The 19,721-nt window shown below is 38.8% G+C and carries 15 protein-coding genes, 3 tRNA genes and 1 rRNA gene; all 19 read right to left on the bottom strand.

Features of this window, described 5'->3' with window-relative positions:
- Positions 1 to 49: 49 nt before the first annotated feature.
- Positions 50 to 123: transfer RNA gene (locus UH1x_RS04160), tRNA-Ala, on the bottom strand.
- A 116-nt stretch (positions 124 to 239) separates the two neighbouring features.
- A tRNA-Ile gene (locus UH1x_RS04165) sits at positions 240 to 313 on the bottom strand.
- A gap of 185 nt (positions 314 to 498) precedes the next feature.
- Positions 499 to 2,025 (bottom strand): 16S ribosomal RNA (locus UH1x_RS04170).
- A 1,080-nt stretch (positions 2,026 to 3,105) separates the two neighbouring features.
- On the bottom strand, positions 3,106 to 3,348 hold the full coding sequence (locus UH1x_RS04175) for a GIY-YIG nuclease family protein (protein ID WP_482625295.1): 243 nt from the start codon (positions 3,346 to 3,348) through the stop codon (positions 3,106 to 3,108).
- Between the two features lie 47 nt (positions 3,349 to 3,395).
- A tRNA-Arg gene (locus UH1x_RS04180) sits at positions 3,396 to 3,469 on the bottom strand.
- 103 nt (positions 3,470 to 3,572) lie between these two features.
- On the bottom strand, positions 3,573 to 4,016 hold the full coding sequence (locus UH1x_RS04185; RefSeq protein WP_396633599.1) for a GatB/YqeY domain-containing protein: 444 nt from the start codon (positions 4,014 to 4,016) through the stop codon (positions 3,573 to 3,575).
- Between the two features lie 89 nt (positions 4,017 to 4,105).
- The gene (gene ftsZ / locus UH1x_RS04190) at positions 4,106 to 6,019 is read right to left on the bottom strand and encodes a cell division protein FtsZ (protein ID WP_482625297.1); all 1,914 of its coding nucleotides are present in this window, start codon (positions 6,017 to 6,019) and stop codon (positions 4,106 to 4,108) included.
- A 43-nt stretch (positions 6,020 to 6,062) separates the two neighbouring features.
- On the bottom strand, positions 6,063 to 7,406 hold the full coding sequence (gene ftsA, locus UH1x_RS04195; protein ID WP_482625299.1) for a cell division protein FtsA: 1,344 nt from the start codon (positions 7,404 to 7,406) through the stop codon (positions 6,063 to 6,065).
- A 4-nt stretch (positions 7,407 to 7,410) separates the two neighbouring features.
- Positions 7,411 to 8,130 carry a cell division protein FtsQ/DivIB gene (locus UH1x_RS04200; RefSeq protein ID WP_482625301.1) on the bottom strand — a complete coding sequence of 240 codons (720 nt, stop codon included), beginning with the start codon at positions 8,128 to 8,130 and terminating at the stop codon, positions 7,411 to 7,413.
- A complete protein-coding gene (gene murC / locus UH1x_RS04205; RefSeq protein WP_482625303.1) occupies positions 8,120 to 9,475 on the bottom strand; it encodes a UDP-N-acetylmuramate--L-alanine ligase in 1,356 nt (451 codons plus the stop codon). Before murC ends, UH1x_RS04200 begins: the two co-directional genes overlap by 11 nt.
- A gap of 1 nt (position 9,476) precedes the next feature.
- A complete protein-coding gene (murG, locus tag UH1x_RS04210; protein WP_036156181.1) occupies positions 9,477 to 10,565 on the bottom strand; it encodes an undecaprenyldiphospho-muramoylpentapeptide beta-N-acetylglucosaminyltransferase in 1,089 nt (362 codons plus the stop codon).
- On the bottom strand, positions 10,552 to 11,760 hold the full coding sequence (locus UH1x_RS04215; RefSeq protein ID WP_482625305.1) for an FtsW/RodA/SpoVE family cell cycle protein: 1,209 nt from the start codon (positions 11,758 to 11,760) through the stop codon (positions 10,552 to 10,554). The genes murG and UH1x_RS04215 overlap by 14 nt, the downstream gene beginning before the upstream one ends.
- Before the next feature lies 1 nt (position 11,761).
- Positions 11,762 to 13,096, bottom strand: a complete 1,335-nt coding sequence (gene murD / locus UH1x_RS04220) for a UDP-N-acetylmuramoyl-L-alanine--D-glutamate ligase (RefSeq protein WP_482625306.1) — start codon at positions 13,094 to 13,096, stop codon at positions 11,762 to 11,764.
- Positions 13,096 to 14,316 (bottom strand): phospho-N-acetylmuramoyl-pentapeptide-transferase, encoded by a 1,221-nt coding sequence (gene mraY / locus UH1x_RS04225; protein ID WP_036156187.1) that lies wholly within the window; start codon positions 14,314 to 14,316, stop codon positions 13,096 to 13,098. The genes murD and mraY overlap by 1 nt, the downstream gene beginning before the upstream one ends.
- 31 nt (positions 14,317 to 14,347) lie before the next feature.
- Positions 14,348 to 15,811: a UDP-N-acetylmuramoyl-L-alanyl-D-glutamate--2,6-diaminopimelate ligase gene (locus UH1x_RS04230; protein ID WP_482625308.1), complete on the bottom strand. Its 1,464-nt coding sequence runs from the start codon at positions 15,809 to 15,811 to the stop codon at positions 14,348 to 14,350.
- Positions 15,808 to 17,814 (bottom strand): penicillin-binding protein, encoded by a 2,007-nt coding sequence (locus UH1x_RS04235; RefSeq protein ID WP_482625310.1) that lies wholly within the window; start codon positions 17,812 to 17,814, stop codon positions 15,808 to 15,810. The genes UH1x_RS04230 and UH1x_RS04235 overlap by 4 nt, the downstream gene beginning before the upstream one ends.
- Complete coding sequence (locus UH1x_RS04240) at positions 17,814 to 18,155, bottom strand: FtsL-like putative cell division protein (protein ID WP_394330707.1); 342 nt, start codon at positions 18,153 to 18,155, stop codon at positions 17,814 to 17,816. Before UH1x_RS04240 ends, UH1x_RS04235 begins: the two co-directional genes overlap by 1 nt.
- Positions 18,142 to 19,044 carry a 16S rRNA (cytosine(1402)-N(4))-methyltransferase RsmH gene (gene rsmH / locus UH1x_RS04245; protein WP_482625312.1) on the bottom strand — a complete coding sequence of 301 codons (903 nt, stop codon included), beginning with the start codon at positions 19,042 to 19,044 and terminating at the stop codon, positions 18,142 to 18,144. The genes UH1x_RS04240 and rsmH overlap by 14 nt, the downstream gene beginning before the upstream one ends.
- A complete protein-coding gene (locus tag UH1x_RS04250; protein WP_405395606.1) occupies positions 19,034 to 19,699 on the bottom strand; it encodes a division/cell wall cluster transcriptional repressor MraZ in 666 nt (221 codons plus the stop codon). The genes rsmH and UH1x_RS04250 overlap by 11 nt, the downstream gene beginning before the upstream one ends.
- Positions 19,700 to 19,721 lie beyond the last annotated feature (22 nt).

A 19,721-nucleotide genomic window follows, 5' to 3' on the forward strand; every position in this document is an offset into this window, starting at 1 on the left:
CATCTGCGATACTTCGAGATAAAATAAATTATCCCTGGGCATCGCCCAGTGGAGAATATCGGAGTCGAACCGATGACCTCCTGCGTGCAAGGCAGGCGCTCTAGCCAGCTGAGCTAATCCCCCATTCTATAAGTCGGCAGTTGCCAGTTTACAGTTGACAGGTAGCACAACTTCTAAAATTTCCTTCAATATTTCAATATATGAACGTTTCGCCTATCTCTAAACGAATTCCTTTTTTGTAGTCCCAGGCAGACTCGAACTGCCGACCTCTACATTATCAGTGTAGCGCTCTAACCAGCTGAGCTATGGGACTGTCCCTACTCCTTCCTCTTAGTATAAATACCTTTTTTGGAAAAAGCAATTACTTATATATCATGATCATGGAGATTATTTTTTTCGAACAATTCTTAAAGCGAAAACATTATTAAATCAAAAGACCGGGACCGTTATTCCGATTCTTTACTTCATCAGGGACCGTCCTTAAAGGACAATCTCTAGAAAGGAGGTGTTCCAGCCGCACCTTCCGGTACGGCTACCTTGTTACGACTTAGCCCTAGTTACCGATCTTGCCCTAGGCCGCTCCTTACGGTGACGGACTTCAGGCACTCCCGGCTTCCATGGCTTGACGGGCGGTGTGTACAAGGCCCGGGAACGTATTCACCGGATCATGGCTGATATCCGATTACTAGCGATTCCAGCTTCACGGGGTCGAGTTGCAGACCCCGATCCGAACTGTGATAGGTTTTATAGATTCGCTCCGCCTTGCGACGTGGCTGCTCTCTGTACCTACCATTGTAGCACGTGTGTGGCCCAGGACGTAAGGGCCGTGATGATTTGACGTCATCCCCACCTTCCTCACGGTTTGCACCGGCAGTCCCGTTAGAGTCCCCATCATGACATGCTGGCAACTAACGGTAGGGGTTGCGCTCGTTATAGGACTTAACCTGACACCTCACGGCACGAGCTGACGACAACCATGCAGCACCTTGCAAATTGCCCGAAGGAAAATCTATCTCTAGACCTGTCAATATGCATTTAAGCCCTGGTAAGGTTCCTCGCGTATCATCGAATTAAACCACATGCTCCACCGCTTGTGCGGGCCCCCGTCAATTCCTTTGAGTTTCATTCTTGCGAACGTACTCCCCAGGTGGGATACTTATCACTTTCGCTTGGCCGCCCAAGACTCAAGGCCTCGGACAGCTAGTATCCATCGTTTACGGCGTGGACTACCAGGGTATCTAATCCTGTTCGCTCCCCACGCTTTCGTCCATCAGCGTCAGTATATAGTTAGTCACCTGCCTTCGCAATCGGTGTTCTATGTAATATCTATGCATTTCACCGCTACACTACATATTCCGGCAACTTCACTATAACTCAAGACCAACAGTATCAAAGGCAATTTTACAGTTGAGCTGCAAACTTTCACCCCTGACTTATCGGCCCGCCTACGGACCCTTTAAACCCAATAATTCCGGATAACGCTCGGACCCTCCGTATTACCGCGGCTGCTGGCACGGAGTTAGCCGGTCCTTATTCTTACGGTACCGTCAGTAGAGTACACGTACTCTTTTTTCTTCCCGTATAAAAGCAGTTTACTACCCATAGGGCATTCTTCCTGCACGCGGCATGGCTGGATCAGAGTCTCCTCCATTGTCCAATATTCCTCACTGCTGCCTCCCGTAGGAGTCTGGTCCGTGTCTCAGTACCAGTGTGGGGGATCCCCCTCTCAGGGCCCCTACCCATCGTAGCCTTGGTAAGCCGTTACCTTACCAACAAGCTAATGGGACGCATGGCCATCTTATACCGCCCGAAGGCTTTAACCGTATCCCGATGCCGGGTCACGGTACTACGGGGCATTAATCCAAGTTTCCCTGGGCTATTCCCCTGTACAAGGTAGGTTCCATACGCGGTGCGCACCCGTGCGCCGGTCGTCATCTTGTGCAAGCACAAATGTTACCCCTCGACTTGCATGTGTTAGGCCTGCCGCTAGCGTTCATCCTGAGCCAGGATCAAACTCTTCATCGTTGTTTTGTAAATATTCGTCCCAACGAAGTCAAAATCCATCCCGGCCCCGACTCTCGATTCAATTCCTTATATATACCCTTGGGCATATACTGAATTTTCATGTTTCCTTAATTCTTGTTCCTCTCGAAAAGGTCCTCACCTATTCTCGATTCTTATCTCCACAATATTTCAATGAACTTCTATCCACTCAGCTCAAAATCTCTCGATTTCCCCGCCTCGTTTCCCTTAGGTGTTTCCCTAAGCGGCTGCAAATATACAACTGTTTTTTAACCTGACAACTTTTATCGAAAAAAAATTATTTTTCTTTTTTTCACCAGAACAAAACAACATACCTAAGAACCTATTTCCCACTCCCGATTCCAAAATCATCTTCCTCGTTTGCGGGGTGCAAATGTACACACTATTATTAATTACACAACCATTTTTTTAAATAAAAAACGAAAGTTTTTTCACCAAAACATAACTGCATGATTTTGACAGGGTTGGAGAAGGATAAAATGAGGTGATAATTCAACCATTAAACCCACTGCAGCATTAAGTAACATATTCCACCTATAACCTTGCTAGTATTTTAAACTACAAACCATAATTTAAAAAACAAAACAAGCTTCAAATACTCATCATCTCCTCCATCTATTACTCGAATAAAAACACAAAAGCGTATCAATATTTAATTTTCGTCCTTACTAAATGACAAAATGGATAGTCAAAAAAAGTGTATTTAATTCTACACCTATATAATGTGTCTAATTATTGATGTAAGCAAACGGAAGATTATTAAACAACTATCCATTAAGAACCATTATAATTTGAGCTTACGGTATACAGAATAATAATATTTAATTATCCAACTGTACTTTAATATTCAAAAATAACAGCATCAAAACATAGTAACACAGATATACAGATATGCGTTTGTCAAAAAGTACAATCACCAAATTAAAACAATCGTATTATTTAAAACCAAAAAAAGGCCCTGCAAAAGCAAGACCTTTAATTTAAGTGACCTCGAAGGGATTCAAACCCCCAACCCTCAGAGCCGAAACCTGCCTGCCGGCAGGCAGGTCTGATACGCTAACCTTAATCGTCAAGAATGCTTTTTAAGTACTCACGACCAATTCCTGATTTAAAGTATTTTTCTCTTGCTCTTGCCTCAACTCTGGTTTCAAATTCTTCTTTATAAACCATAACCCACGGTAAAAAACCTTTAGTAGATTTATTCTTACCTAAATTATGTTGTTCTATTCTTTTCTGAAGATCGGTAGTCATTCCTTTATATAAACGACCATCAATTTCACTTCTTAAAATATATACGTAAAACATAATTTAAAATAAAAAAGGTCCTGCAAAAGCAAGACCTTGGATTTAAGTGACCTCGAAGGGATTCAAACCCCCAACCCTCAGAGCCGAAATCTGATGCGCTATTCAGTTGCGCCACGAGGCCATAATTATTTATTAGCAATTAGCAATTAGCAATTAGCAATTAGCAATTAGCAATTAGCAATTAGCAATTAGCAAAATTAAAAATACCCTAATACGAATCTATATTATGCCAATTTCTTTTTTACGATTGTAGAAATCAACTTACCATCTGCTTGACCAGCTAATTCCTTAGAAACAATCCCCATCACCTTACCCATATCTTTCATACCTGAAGCACCGGTAGCATCTATAGTTTGAACTACAACCTTTTCTACTTCTTCCTCTGTAAGTTGTTCTGGTAAAAATTGCTCTATTACAGCAATCTGAGCTAATTCTGGATCAGCAAGATCTTGTCGTCCTTGTTCTATAAAAATGGCTGCACTATCTTTTCTTTGTTTTACCAACTTCTGTACAATCTGTATTTCGTCATCTTCGGTAATTTCTTCACCTCCACTCGTACTTGCCACCAACAATGCAGATTTTATAGCTCTAAGCGATTCTAGTGCTACGGAATCCTTTGCTTTCATTGCTAATTTCAACTGTTCCATTACTCTTTGCTGCAAAGCCATATCTCTTTTATTTTGGTCTGCGAAGATAAAAAATAAAACCCGAAAACTATATTAGTTTTCGGGTTTTAAAAATATTGTAAGACTTACTATTAGTCTACATTATCATGTAAAAATGAGTTGTTAGATCTCAATTGAATATCATCATTACTATCTCCGCTTAAAGAGGTTCTAGAAATCTTTTTTTCTCTTGAGCTTTCATTTAAATCAACTCCTTGTCTTTGGTATGCCGGCTTCTTTTCGTCATAACTTGTAGGCGCGTTGTTTTTAAACTTATAATTGAAATCTTTTAGTTTTCTTCTGCGCTCATCAGCTCTATCTCTTAATAATTCTTCAATAGGAGTTTCCATTGGATCTAACGGTTCCTCTGGACTTGTTTCCCTACTTGGTGCCACTGTCTTTCTTTCAAATACCAACTCATCTTCAATAACCTTAGGCTCAAATTCTTCTGCTTTAGACTTTGCTCCAGTCAGTTTACTTTCTAACTGCATATAGTCATCTAAGCTATAGCGTTTTTCACCATTCTTATTGTATTCTAAAACCGGTACGATTTCAATGCTTTCTTTTACATCAATATCTTTTACTTCATCATGTAAGTCAAACATGATTACATTTTCTTTCTCCTCTTCATCTTTTGAAGAAGGCTCAAAACCAACCGTGAATTGATCATCCTTTTCCTCAACTTTCAATTCTTCTGGATCAACAACTTCCATATCTCTAAAAGAAGATGGTGCATCTACTATTACAAAATCTTCTTCTGAAACATTTTCGGCTAATACTTCCTCGTAAAAAACATTGAAATTTTTAATATAGTTCGTTGTAGGTATCAAGTCAAAATCTTCTTCCTCAACGAACTCATACTTTTTTACGGGTTTGACTTGTTTTACCTCCTCTTCCTCATCGTCCATTTCTAAAGTATGAACTGTTTTTTGGTTAGATAACAACATTGCTTCTGCACGTTGCCCTTCTTCTAACGTATGGATAATTTTCTTAGACTCGGTATTTACAATATCATCTTGTTGCTCTATATTAAACCCAGTTGCAATTACCGTAACAGCAATAGCCTCACCTAAGCTCTCATCTTCACCAACACCCATAATAATGTTTGCTCCGTATCCTGCTTCTATTTGAATATGATCATTGATTTCACCAATCTCGTCAATTGTAATTTCTTGTGCACCAGAAACAATTAATAACAATACGTTTTTAGCTCCTTGAATCTTGTTATCGTTCAACAACGGAGAATCCAATGCTTTCATGATCGCTTCATTAGCCCTAGCAGAACCAGATGAAATAGCAGACCCCATTATAGCAGTACCACTATTTGACAGTACTGTTTTAGCATCACGTAAATCTATGTTTTGTGTATAGTGATGTGTAATAACTTCTGCAATACCTCTAGCAGCAGTTGCCAATACTTCATCAGCCTTAGAGAACCCAGCTTTAAAACCAAGGTTACCGTATACTTCTCTTAATTTATTGTTATTAATGACGATCAGCGAATCGACATTATTACGTAATTTTTCAATACCACGTTGTGCCTGCTCAACTCTCATTTTACCTTCGAATTGAAACGGCATAGTAACGATACCAACAGTAAGAACATCCATTTCTTTTGCAAACTTGGCAATTACGGGAGCAGCACCAGTTCCTGTTCCCCCGCCCATACCAGCAGTAATGAATATCATTTTAGTAGTTGTATCCAACATACTTTTAATCTCTTCCATGCTTTCCATGGCAGCTTGTTCACCTACTTCAGGATTGGCACCAGCACCCAAACCTTCTGTTAATGATACACCTAATTGTATTTTGTTTGGCACCGGACTATTGTCTAAAGCCTGAGAATCCGTATTACAGATTACAAAATCAACTCCGTTAATTCCTGCCTGGAACATGTGATTAATGGCATTACTACCACCGCCACCTACACCAATGACTTTTATAACGTTGCTTTGATTCTTTGGTAGATCAAAGGAGATATTATCAAATTCGCTGTTCTTACTCATATTCTAATTATTACTGGTTATGTATTCTCTTATGCTATGCTTATTACTCTGCGTTATCTAAAAATTCTTTCAATTTTTCAGACCACTTATCAAAAACGGATTTTCTTTCTTTATGCAGGTTGGGGCGAGCTACTGCTTCCGTATTATGATCTGCATATACCAACTCTTCTTCTTGCTTTAGCTCCTGTTCTTGTAAAATCTCTTCTTGCGTCAATTTCAACTTCTCTTGGTTTTTAATGGCATTCATTAAAAGACCAACAGCTGTTGCGTACAATGGACTAGCAACTTCTTCATCAGAATCGCCAGCCAAATGTTCGTTAGGGTACCCGATACGAGTATCCATACCTGTTATATATTCTACTAATTGCTTTAAATGCTTCAACTGGCTACCACCACCTGTTAACACGATACCAGCAATCAATTTTTTCTTTTGCTCTTCGTGACCGTAGTTTTTGATTTCTACATACACTTGCTCAATAATTTCAACTACACGGGCGTGAATAATCTTAGATAGATTTTTCAATGAAATCTCTTTTGGCTCTCTACCACGTAAACCTGGTATGGACACAATTTCATTATCTCTATTCTCACCTGGCCAAGCAGAACCAAATCTTGTTTTCAACAATTCGGCTTGCTTCTCAATAATTGAACATCCTTCTTTTATATCCTCGGTAATAACTCCACCACCAAAAGGAATAACCGCAGTATGCCTAATGATACCATCTTTAAAAATGGCAAGATCAGTTGTACCACCACCTATATCGATCAATGCTACACCAGCTTCTTTTTCTTCTTGACTCAGTACTGCGTCAGATGATGCTAATGGCTCTAGTGTTATATTTCCTAAATCCAATCCTGCACTTTTAATGCAACGACCTACATTTTTAATGGAAACTACCTGACCAACTACCACATGAAAGTTAGCTTCTAGCCTACCACCGTACATACCAACAGGTTCACGGATTTCCGCTTGCCCGTCAACTTTGTATTCTTGTGGTAACACATGAATAATCTCCTCACCTGGTAGCATAATCAATTTGTGCACTTGATTACATAACAAGTCTACATCTTCTTCTCCTATTACCTCCTCAGAATCTTTTCTGGTGATGTAATCGCTGTGCTGTAAACTTCTAATATGCTGACCGGCAATACCAACAACAACAGATCCAATCTTAAGACCAGAATTTGCTTCTGCCTCTTCAACCGCCTGCTGTATAGATTTTATGGTCTGGGTAATGTTATTTACCACCCCTCTGTGTACACCTAAACTTTTGGACTTACCGATACCCAAAATCTCAATTTTACCATACTCGTTTTGTTTTCCGATTATGGCAACGATTTTTGTTGTTCCTATGTCTAAACCGACTGAATATTTAGTTTGTTCCATTTTATTATATTTTAGTGCACACCACCTGGTTATTGAATTCTAAACTTACTTCTGCATAATCCTCCAAGGTCTCATCCTTGTTCGCTTTGGCATAAAATGCCTTAAAATTGCTAAACTTGGCATCTAAATCTTCAATACCACCTATGTTTACAACAAAATTGTTAAGCCTTAATCGTAACTGATATTCTTCTTCTCCTTTGATATGAATACCAATTACAGATTCCCGAAAAAAATCATCCATATTTATGTGTTCCAATATGACATAAACATCCTCAAGGCTTTTACCACTGATATTGCCTGTGATGATAGGAACTCTAGCCGAATGATTATTTGAAAGAGGCATTCTCTTTCCTTCATCGTCCAAATAGAACTTTGTGTTCCCTTCTATGCGCCCTATTGGTTTCCTTTGAACAATTTTAGACGTTAGCTGACCATCTATTGTTAGATAGACTTGTGCACTTTTCACCATTTCATTGGCCTCAAGGGCCTTTTCTACAGTATTCAAAACTATATTTTCTTTAGGCACATTATCAAGGCTACCGTAATTTTGTATTAACAATTTATTAACCGTTCCTTCAGTGAGGTACAAATTTTGATCCCCAATGAATTCTACCTTCATTCCCGTAACATTTTTAGCGCTATTACGCTCATTTGAAAAAGCATATAACCCCATGATTACTAGAACTAAAGCCGCTAACTTTATAAAATTCCAATTAACCTGCATACGACATTTCTTTTTTAATTTTCACAACTTCTAAACCTATATCTCCGGCTCCCATTGTTAGTAAAACATCAGGATCCTGTTTTTTTATTTCAGAAAGGATTTGTTCTTTCGAAATTAATTTTTTATTACCGCTATTTACCTTTTCCAACAACCATTCTGATGTTATCCCCTCAAGTGGTTCTTCTCTAGCCGGATAGATATCCAGCAACAAAATATTCTGGAATTGCGACAAGCTTTTTGCAAACTCATCTGCAAAATCACGTGTTCTTGAAAACAAGTGTGGCTGAAAAATCGCCAATACTTTTTTATTTGGATGCATTTCTGCAACTGCTTCAAAAACAGCATTTATTTCTGTTGGGTGATGCGCATAATCATCTATAAAAACGAAAGCATCATTTTTGATTTTGTACGAAAAACGCCTTTGCACTCCTTTAAATGTTGCTAATGCCTCTGCAAGGCGATGCGGTGGGGAACCTGCTTGCATCGCCATTGCGAAAGCCACCAAACCATTCAACAAATTATGTCTACCTGGTTTGTTGAATTCAACCCCTTCCAGTTTAAGGTCAGGGGTCTCCAAATCGAATATGTAGGTGCCATGTTCTATTTTTATGTTTCGAATGCAATAATCCGAATCGTCTTCTATACCATAGGTCAACCCTTCTAAAGGCAAACCATTACGAACAAATAGTTTACCACCCGGTTTTAAGCGTTTGGTAAAATCAACAAATGTTCTTTCCAATTCTTGCGCATCACCATAAATATCAAGGTGATCAGCATCCATAGACGTAACACACGCTACATTTGGCGTCAACTGCATAAATGAACGATCAAACTCATCTGCTTCGACTACCGAATAGTCTGTTCCTTCTAAAAGAAAATTACTATTAAAGTCTTCTGAAATTCCGCCTAAGAACGCCGTCATTTTTACTCCTGTTTCTTTTAACAAATGTGCCAAAATACTAGAGGTCGTTGTTTTACCATGCGTACCGGCAACTGCCAAACAGAAAGAGTCTTTAGTAATTAAACCAAGTACCTCTGAGCGTTTCTTAATCGTGAACCCATTATTTAAAAAATACTGATATTCAGAATGACTAGAAGGTACCGCTGGCGTATACACTACCAAGGTATGCGCTGCATCATTCTTAAATTCATCTGGCACTGTATCAATATCATCAGTATAGTGAATATTCATACCTGAGGCTGCCAATTCTTGTGTAAGCGGAGTTTCGGTTTTATCGTACCCTGCAACCGCTTTATCAATGAACGCAAAATAACGCGCCAAAGCAGACATACCTATGCCCCCAATGCCTATAAAATACACCCTATGTATTTGCGTTACGTTCATTTTATTTAATCAATTTTTCTATTTCATCGCAGATATCAGATGTTGCATTTGGTAATGCCAACGACTTAATATTCTTTGATAATTCTTGTTGCTTTTCTTCGGATTTAAATACAGATTCAAACTCCGTTTTAAATGTTGTATCAAGCTCTTTCTCCCTGATCATAATTGCAGCGTTATGACCAACAAGAGATAATGCATTCATAGTTTGGTGATCTTCTGCTACAACTGGCGACGGAATAAAGAATGTTGGTTTCCCAACCAAACACAATTCTGACACTGCACCTGCACCTGCTCTTGAAATGATAAAATCTGCAGCTACATAAGCTTTATCCATCGAGTTTAAAAAAGCATGTACTTTAATATTCTCTGACTGATGCGATTTATAGGTTTCGTAATACCCTTTTCCACATTGCCATATCACTTGCAATCCTAATGCCTCAAAATATTCTAAATGATCGGCTACCAATTGGTTGATGCGTCTTGCCCCTAAACTTCCACCTAATACTAAAAGTGTTTTTTTATCGGCATTCAATTCAAAATACTGTAAAGCTTCATTTTTAGTAGCTTTCAATACCACCAAATCTGAACGTACAGGATTACCTGTTTTTACAATTTTATCTTTCGGAAAAAACTTCTCCATGCCATCATAGGCCACGCAGATTTTTTTCACTTTGTCTTTTAATAGTTTATTGGTAATACCAGCAAAGGAATTCTGTTCTTGCAATACACAAGGAATACCCTTAGTGGTTGCCATTTTTAACAACGGACCACTAGCAAAACCACCCGTACCAATTACGGCGTGTGGTTTAAACTTCGATACGATGCTATTTGCTCTCATTAAACTACTTATCAATTTTATTGGAAAAAGTAGATTTTTAAGGGTCAGTTTTCGCTGAATTCCCGTAATCCACAATCCTTCTATTTTATATCCTGCTTGCGGCACTTTCTCCATCTCCATTCTATCCTTCGCCCCTACGAACAAAAACTCCGCATCAGGATATCTCCTTTTCAATTCGTTCGCTATGGCAATGGCCGGATAAATATGTCCGCCAGTACCTCCTCCTGACAAAATGAACTTATAACTGCCCACTTAAAATCTCTAAAGGGTTCGTTTCATCTATATCAACATCATTGCCAGAAGCACTCTCCTGCGCTATACTTTTATTACTTGCACTTAAAATGATTCCTATCGCCAAACAGGTCATCCAACTAGAGGTACCACCACTACTGATCAATGGTAAATTCTGTCCCGTTACCGGAAATAATTCTACCGCAACCGCCATGTTTATCAGCGCTTGAAAAACAATAGGTAATCCTACCCCTAGCACTAATAGTTTGCTAAAGATCGATGAACATCCGTTGGCAACGACAACTATCCTAAACAACAGAAACAAATAAAATAGCATCAAAATAAATCCACCTATCAAACCATATTCTTCAACTATAATCGCATAGATAAAATCTGATGAACTCTGAGGTAAAAAGTTCTTTTGCACACTTTTACCCGCTCCTTTACCCATTACTCCACCTGTAGCTATGGCTATTTTAGCTCTTTCTATTTGATAAGTTCCTTCTGAATCTTCAGGATTAGAGAAACTATCGATCCTGCTCATCCATGTATCTACCCTATTTGGAAACAAATCTGGAAACGCTTTTGCCGTTAATATGAATATGGACAAGCACACTATTCCCGTTCCTACAATACCTAATAAGTATTTCATAGGATATCCTCCTAAAAAACACAATACCATAACCATGGAGAAAACAATAGCAGCAGTTGAAAAGTTAGCTGGTAATATTAACGCCACTACAGCAAATACAGGCAACCACAATGGCACAATGCTTTCAGTAAACGTTATTTTAATATCTCTAACCTTAGAGAAATAACGCGCTACATAAATCATTAGCACTACTGCCGCCAAGTTAGAGGGCTGAAAACCGAAACCTACCAAAGGCAGACGGATCCAACGACTGGCATTGGTACCACCACTTGAAGTACCTTGCGCCAATACGAATATGAGCAATACCAACACTATGGGCAGCGCTATCATGGATAGCCCTTTAAAAAAGTGCGTAGGTATTTTATGTACCCCGTAAATTATTCCAAAGCCTAAAAACAACAGTATGGCATGTTTTACCAAGTGCCCAACCGGCGTACCACTACCTACTACATATACCAAATTACTACTGGCACTATATACTGGTAGAAATGAAAATAAGGCCAAGAGTGCCGCAATGGCCCAAATAGCTTTATCTCCTTTTATATTTTGAAATATATTCAACACCTTATAGGTTCTTTACACAGTTCTTAAATTGATCTCCGCGATCTTCATAGTTCTTAAACAAATCAAAGCTTGCACATGCCGGTGATAATAAAACCGTATCGCCACGCTCCGCAATTTTATAAGCTACTTTCACAGCTTCTTCCATTGCATAGGTTTCTACCAATAGATCCACAGCATTACCAAATACATGCTTGATCTTTTCATTATCCTCACCTAAGCAAATAATCGCTTTTACTTTTTCACGTACCAATGGCATTAACTCCATGTACTCATTGCCCTTATCTACACCACCTACAATCCAAACAGTAGGTGTTTTCATGCTATCCAATGCGTAATAAGCAGCGTTTACATTCGTTGCTTTTGAGTCATTGATATATTCCACATGATGTATTTTCAACACCTTTTCCAAACGGTGGGGAGCCCCTTGAAAATTAGAAACACAAGCTCTTATCGTTTCCTTACGGATACCGACTAATTTGGCAATTGTTGCCGCTGCCATTGTGTTCTTTACATTGTGCTGACCTTCTAAGGCCAAAGTGTTCTTCGTCATGCTAATAGTGTCTGTTGTTGTTTTTATTATTATCTCGTTTTGTTCTATAAATGCGCCTTGTTCAAATACTTTATTCAATGAAAAGGGCATTAATTTTGATTTAACCGGGTGCTTGTTCAGCCATTCTACCAAAACCGTATCATCTGCATCATAAATCAAATAATCGTTTTCGTCTTGGTTTTCCGTAATTCTAAATTTCGATGCTATGTAGTTTTTAAACTCATATTCATACCGATCTAAGTGATCTGGTGTAATATTCGTAATCACGGCAATGTGTGGTTTAAAATCCACTATGCCGTCTAATTGAAAACTACTGATCTCAAGCACATAATACTCAAAATCATTCTCTGCAACCATTTTCGCATAGCTATCACCAATGTTTCCTGCCATACCCACTTTCAATTCGGCATTTGCCAAAATGTGGTTGGTTAGCATGGTAGTCGTTGTTTTTCCGTTGCTACCTGTTATACCAATGATTTTTGCATCGGTGTATTTTGATGCAAATTCTATCTCTGATATTACAGGAACACCTTTCGCTACCAACTGCTTTACCAAGGGTACTTTGTCCGGTATACCCGGACTCTTCATTACCAAATCGGCTTTTAGTATGCGGTCTTCAGAATGCTGTTCTTCCTCCCAATCAATTCCAAAATGTTCAAGAACGTTTTTATACTTCTCTTTAATTTTTCCTTTATCGGATACAAATACATCATATCCTTTTTTCAATCCTAAAATGGCTGTTCCTACTCCACTTTCTCCTCCTCCAAGAACTACCAGTAATGCCATTATCTAATTTTTAAGGTCACTACAGTTACAATTGCCAATAGTATACCTACAATCCAAAAACGGGTTACGATCTTACTTTCATGGTACCCCATTTTCTGGTAGTGGTGATGTAATGGAGACATTAAAAATATACGTCTACCCTCACCAAATTTTTTCTTTGTGTATTTAAAATACCCTACTTGTATCATCACGGAAAGCGACTCCGCAAAGAAGATTCCACATAACACGGGTATCAATAATTCTTTACGTACTATAATTGCGATTACTGCTATTACACCACCAATTGTTAAACTACCCGTATCGCCCATAAAAACTTGTGCCGGGAACGCATTATACCATAAAAATCCAATCAAGGCTCCAGCAAAAGCCGTAATGAATACTAGCAACTCACCTACTCGTGGTATGTACATTATGTCCAAATAATCAGAAAAAATGATGTTACCAGATACCAAGGCAAAAATGCCCAACGTAAATACAATGATTGCGGATGTACCTGCCGCGAGACCATCTATTCCATCGGTTAAATTTGCGCCGTTAGATACTGCAGTTACAATTAATATGATAATTGGTATAAACAGCAACCAAGCATATTCTTTTGCTCCATCGCCCGCCCAAGATATGAGGCTACCATAATCAAACTCATTGTTCTTAAAGAAAGGTACCGTAGTCATGGTCGACTTAATCTCAGCGCCTTTTACTTGTTCTACCGTATAGTCTTGCGTAATAATTGTTTTATCATGATCACGCATAGTCACCTCTGGGTGAAAATAAAGTACTGCACCTACTATTAGCCCTAATACTATCTGCCCTAAAACCTTAAAACGACCTTTTAACCCTTCTTTGTTCTTTTTAAATACTTTGATGTAATCATCTAAAAAGCCAATTGCTCCCATCCACAACGTGGTGAATATCAATAGTATAATGTAAATATTCTCTAACCTTGCAAACAGCAATACCGGTATCAATGTGGACATGATGATGATAACCCCACCCATTGTTGGCGTACCTGCTTTTTGCTTTTGACCATCCAGACCTAAATCGCGAATAGTCTCTCCTACTTGTTGCTTTTGTAGAAATAGAATTACGCGCTTACCGTACACTGTCGCAATCATCAATGAAAACAGAATAGCCATTGCCGCACGGAATGTGCTGAACTGAAACAGCGAAGCTCCAGGCAACTGGTATTGTTTTTCTAAATATTCGAACAGGTAGGTTAACATATAATCTGTATTCTTTGCTACTAAGCTTTGGTTATTTTTCTAAGCTTGCTAAAAGCTCTTTTACTATTTTAAAATCGTCGAAATCTATGCGTACGCCATTGGTTTCTTGGTAGGTCTCATGACCTTTACCGGCTACTAATATGATATCGTTATCGTCTGCTAGTTGACATGCCGTTTTTATGGCTTGCTCCCTATTTTCAATGGATAAGATCTTCTTTACATTCTGAGGTTCTACCCCTGCCTCCATTTCTGCAATAATTTCAGTAGGGGATTCAGTTCTAGGATTATCTGAAGTGAGAATAACCTTATTACTCATTTCAGATGCGATATTACCCATTACCGGACGCTTTGATCTGTCTCTATCGCCACCACACCCCACAACGGTGATGACGTTTTCATTTCCAGTTCTCAACGTGTTGATTGTCTCAAGCACATTTTTTAGGGCGTCCGGCGTATGGGCATAATCAACTATAGCCGTAATTCTTTTCTTAGATATATAATATTGAAACCTTCCATCTACATTCTCCAACTCACTCAATAAGCGAAGGGTTTCTAATTGCTCCAATCCCAATAAATCTGCTGTCGCAAAAATCGCTAGCATATTATAGGCATTGAAATGACCTATTAATTTTGTCCATAGCTCATGGTCATTGATTTTCAACAATTGACCGTCAAACTGATTTTCTAAAATCTGTGCTCTGTAATCTGCATAGTTCTTTAAGGCGTAGCTTGCTTTTCTAGCCTTAGTATTCTGCAACATGACCAAACCATTCTTATCATCTACATTGGTTAATGCAAATGCTGTTTTGGGCAGCTGATCAAACAGTATTTTCTTAGTATCGCGGTACTCTGCAAATGTTTTATGATAGTCTAGATGATCATGAGACAGATTCGTAAAAATTGCCCCTTCAAACACTAAACCTTCGGTTCTTTTCTGGTGAATACCATGAGAACTTACTTCCATAAAGCAATACTCTACACCGGCATCGTTCATCATTTTCAAATGCTGATTGATCACCAATGCATCAGGAGTAGTATGTTTTGTTGGATAAACCGTATCATCTACCATAATCTTAATGGTGGACAACAAGCCTACTTTATATCCTGCTTTTTTAAATAACTGATATAACAAACTAGATACCGTGGTTTTACCATTGGTACCCGTAACACCTACTAATTTTAAATTTTTTGATGGTGTACCGTAGTAATTTGAAGCCATCAATGCCAATGCCTGATTGCCACTTTCTACTTGTACATACGTAACATCATCTATCATCTCAGCTGGCAACTGCTCGCAAACTATTGCTCTTGCACCTGCAGCAACTACCTGATCAATATATTTATGACCATCGGTCAACGTGCCTTTTATAGCTACGAAGGCATCGGATTTTTGCACCTCGCGAGAATCAAAACGAACTGATGCTATATCACAAGAGGTAGTACCGCTCACAGCAGTAATACGCACTCCATATAATATGTCCTTTAATTGCATCATATTAATTCTAATACTATTTTTTTCACTGATTTTAAATCGGTGCCTTTGGTGATGGACTGTTTTTTCACTTTGCCATTTCCTCTTACCTCTACTTCAATACCCAAATTCTCAAGAATGGCAACCGCATCCATACCACACATACCTTTTACATTTGGCATTGCAGCATATTTTGCCTGTGCCACCTTATAGTATCCTTGATGAGAATCTTCATTTTTAGCGATCAACACATTTTTTACATCTACCTCACTTGTTAAAGGTGATGTTGCATATACTTTTTGTGCTACAGACTTAAATACCGGACCGGATACATCTGCACCATAATACCCAACACTTTTGTCTGGCTTATGGATTACCACGATACAAGAGTACTTTGGATCGTCTGCCGGAAAATATCCTGCGAACGAAGAAATGTATTCGTATTTAGACTTATCCTTAGACACATAGTTGGTTTGCGTAGTTCCCGTTTTACCTGCCATAGAAAAATTCTTTGAATACATACGGTGACCCGTACCATGCTCTTTCTCTACTACATTCTTTAATATCTGCTGCACTTTCTTCACCGTAGCTTGTGAGCATATTTCAGCATTCAATACCTTTTTATCAAACTTCTCAATCGTCTTGTTCCACTCTTTTACTTCTTTCAACAATCGCGGCTTTACCATTTCGCCATCATTTGCAATAGCGTTATAGAACGCCAATGTTTGTAGCGGAGTCATAGACACCTCATAACCATAAGCCATTTGTGCCAAAGAAAGACCTGACCATCCTTTATCACCTGGGTAACGCAATACAGGTTTTCCTTCACCAACGACTGGCAACCCTAATTCTTTGTGAATACCCATGCTCATTAATCTGTTCACATATTTCTCTGGGTCATTCTTATACCCTTCATGTATCATTTTAGCAAAGGCAACATTTGACGATACTTCAAAAGCTTCTGACATGGTAATTTCACCATGACCACCACGTTTGGTATCTCTAATAGTATGCTTATATAATTTCCAAGCTCCTTTTTCGGTATCTATAACAGAACTGGTATCTATCACCTTATCTTCTAAAGCAGCCACCAAATTCACTAACTTAAATGTAGAACCAGGCTCATGAGATTCACCGATAGCGTAATTCAATCGCTCGTAATATTTACCTTCCGAGGTCTGACCTAAATTAGATATTGCTTTTACCTCACCCGTTTTCACTTCCATTACGATTACCGTACCGTGGTCTGCTTGATATTTCTCTAACTGACCCAATAATGCATGGTGCGCTATATCTTGTATATTAATGTCTATGGTTGAATACACATCATAACCATCTTTTGGCTCAATGATATTATCGTTACCAATTGGCTTCCACTGTCCTTTTGCAATTTTTTGCTTCAAACGCTTCCCTGAAATTCCTCTTAGGTATTCCCCAAAAGCACCTTCCATACCCACACGGGTATAATATCCGTTTTCATCTACACGCTCATACCCAACACTACGCTCGGCAATTTTACCTAAAGGATGCTCTCTTTTCGTTTTCTGCTCAATAATGAGTCCGCCTTTGAACGCTCCTTTATTGAAAAGCGGAAATTCTTTCACCGCCATGTATTCAGAATAATCCAAGTTTCGCACAATTAGCGCATACCTATTTTTATTTTCTCTCGCTTTTCTTAAAAGTTGCTGATAGTGAGAAGATGTTTTACCAAATTGCTTAGCCAAGGCGTCTGCCAATGGTTTTACATTTTCTTTAAAATCTTCGCTGCTAACGGTTACGGCATCAAAACGTATAGTATATTTAGATACTGAAGTCGCCAAAAGGCTACCGTCATCTGAATATAGGTTACCTCTATTCGGTTCAATAGTAAACATACGCTCGGTACGTGTATCTGCCAATGCCTGGTATTTTTCGCCATCTACAATTTGAATAGAAACCAGTTTAAACAACACAGCACCCGCAAAGAGCACCATGAAACCCGCCACTATGTAGAGCCTTTTTAATATGCTTTTATCCGTTGCCGCCATTATTCCTCCTCTTTTAAAGATTTCACCTTAATTTTCTGCGGGGGATTCTCTGAAGGATACAGTCCTTTTTCCGATATTTTACCGGTAATGCTCGATTCTAATTTTAGCTGCTGCACATCTGATCGCATATCTACGAACTCATTACGCAACTCTTTTACTTCTTCATTCAATAAAGCAATGCGGTGTACTTTTTGATCTGCACTATGAGAGCTACTGATCATAACCGTTGCCAAAAACGAAATGAAAATAATGAACAGCCAATTTTTAGGGGCGTCATCGCTCACCAAAAATTTACCCTTCAAAAGGTCAAAAACACCTGTTTTCACTTTACTTTTCGCCATTACGCTCTGCTATTCTTAATTTTGCACTACGTGCTCTGTTATTCAATTTTATTTCCTCTTTAGTCGGCACTATCAACCCACCAACCTTTTTTAACGGTACATCTATATTGCCGTAAAAATCCTTTTCCGGCTCTCCTTCAAACTGACCTGCCCTTATAAATCTTTTTACAAGCCTGTCTTCTAAAGAGTGGTAGCTAATTACACTTAGCCTTCCTTTTTCATTCAATAAATCCGGAGCTTGCTCCAAAAACTCTTTGATCACTTCTATCTCTTGATTCACCTCTATGCGAATCGCTTGATATATCTGTGCCAAAATTTTATGTTGCCTATGTTCCGGCAAAAACTGCTTCAACACTGTTTTCAATGCATCGGTAGTCTGTATCTCCTCCCCTTCCCTACTGGCAACAATTACTTTTGCCATGGCGTTCGCGTTTCTGATATCGCCGTACTCGAACAACACCTTACGCAAATCATCATATGAGTACTTATTCACCACCTCAAAAGCAGATAGCGTATTGCGCTTGCTCATTCGCATATCCAAATCCGCATCAAAACGTGTAGAGAATCCTCTTTCCGCTTGATCGAACTGATGCGATGACACTCCGTAATCCGCAAGAATACCATCTACCTTCTTTATGCCATAGAACTTTAAAAACTGGGTGATGTATCTAAAATTCTCCGCTATCAGCGTAAATCTTGGATCACCTAATGCATTTGCCTGCGCATCTTCATCTTGATCAAAGGCATATAATTTGCCTTTTTTGCCCAATCTTTTCAATATCTCTTTAGAGTGACCGCCACCACCAAATGTCACATCTACATATACACCATCTTCTTTGATGTTTAAACCGTCTACCGATTCTTTCAGCAATACAGGATTATGATACATCTCCACTTGGTTTTTCACCTAACATTACACGCTTTGCCAACTTCACCTTCTCTTCTTTCGTTGCGTTTATAGATTCATCATACGCCTTCTTATCCCAAATCTCTAATCGTTTACCAATTGGTGCAATGACCACTTCTTTGGTAATACCACCTAATGAGATAATATCTTTAGGGATCAATAATCTACCGGTAGCATCTACTTCTACTTGACGAAGACCCGCAGTATACATTCTTATAAACTGTAGGTTTTCTTCATCAAACCTGCTCTTTTCGTTCAATTCTGCCATTACTCTGTGCCACTCGTAAGCAGGGTATAATTCTAAACACTCGCTCAAATATGATTTTTTGATAAAGAAGCCATCTTTTAGGATCGGAGCCACTTGATTGCGCAGCGCGACAGGGAGCATAATACGCCCCTTAGCATCAGCTTTGCAGTTAAATGTCCCAAAGAAAAAGATGTCCAATTTGGTTGTGTTTAGTTTATATAACTCAAATATATAAATATTATTACCACATTTTACCACTAAAAACCACTTTGTTAATAAATTACCCCACTTTTGAACACGTTTTTGCACTTCATCGGATTTTATGGGATAATTTTCCCACTCAGCCCCTAAATCTTGAAAAAGTGAATTCTTTAAGTTTCTTGTGGTCACCTTATCGAAAAGAGTTGTTTGC

The sequence above is a fragment of the Maribacter sp. UH1 genome, from assembly GCF_056839145.1.